This is a genomic window from Mycobacterium sp. 852002-30065_SCH5024008, from assembly GCF_001665645.1.
Lineage (GTDB): Bacteria > Actinomycetota > Actinomycetes > Mycobacteriales > Mycobacteriaceae > Mycobacterium > Mycobacterium paraffinicum.
Map to the genome: position 1 here is coordinate 1 of NZ_LZSZ01000017.1, position 744 is coordinate 744.

The window sequence follows — 744 nt, forward strand, 5'->3', positions numbered from 1 at the left end:
GCGGCCTACGTGCCGATCGACCCGGGCCTGCCCGCGGCGCGGATCGGGTTCATGCTCACCGATGCCACGCCTGTCGCCGCACTCACCACGGCGGGTCTGCGCTCGCGGCTCGCCGGTCATCACGTGCCGGTCATTGATATTGATGACCCCGCCATCCACACCCAACCCAGCACCCCACTGCCGGCCCCGGCCGCCGACGGTATTGCGTATCTGATTTACACCTCGGGCACCACCGGGGTGCCCAAAGGCGTTGCCGTGACCCACCATAACGTCACCCAGCTGCTGGCGTCGGCAGATGCCTACCTGGAGCGGGCGGGGGTGTGGTCACAGTGGCACTCGTATGCCTTTGACGTTTCGGTGTGGGAGATCTTCGGTGCCCTGCTCGGTGGGGGCCGGTTAGTGGTGGTGCCCGAGGCGGTGACCGCCTCTCCGGAAGACTTCCACGCCTTGCTGATCAGCGAACAGGTCAGCGTGTTAAGCCAAACCCCGTCGGCGTTTTATGCGCTGCAAACCGTTGATGGATTAGCCCCGGAGTTAGGCCGCCGGCTGGCGCTGAAGACAGTGGTGTTTGGTGGGGAAGCCCTTGAGCCCGCGCGTCTAGCGGGGTGGGTGGACCGCCATCGGCAGTCGCCGCGGCTGATCAACATGTACGGCATCACCGAGACAACCGTGCATGCCTCGGTACGCGAGATCATGGCCGGTGATGTCGCCGGCGCAGCGAGCCCCATCGGGGTGCCGTTAGCC

Annotated in this window: 1 protein-coding gene; it reads left to right on the top strand. The window is 66.0% G+C overall.

The features are described 5' to 3' along the window. On the top strand, nucleotides 1-744 hold a 744-nt coding region (locus A5781_RS02205), incomplete at both ends, for an AMP-binding protein (protein ID WP_156624306.1).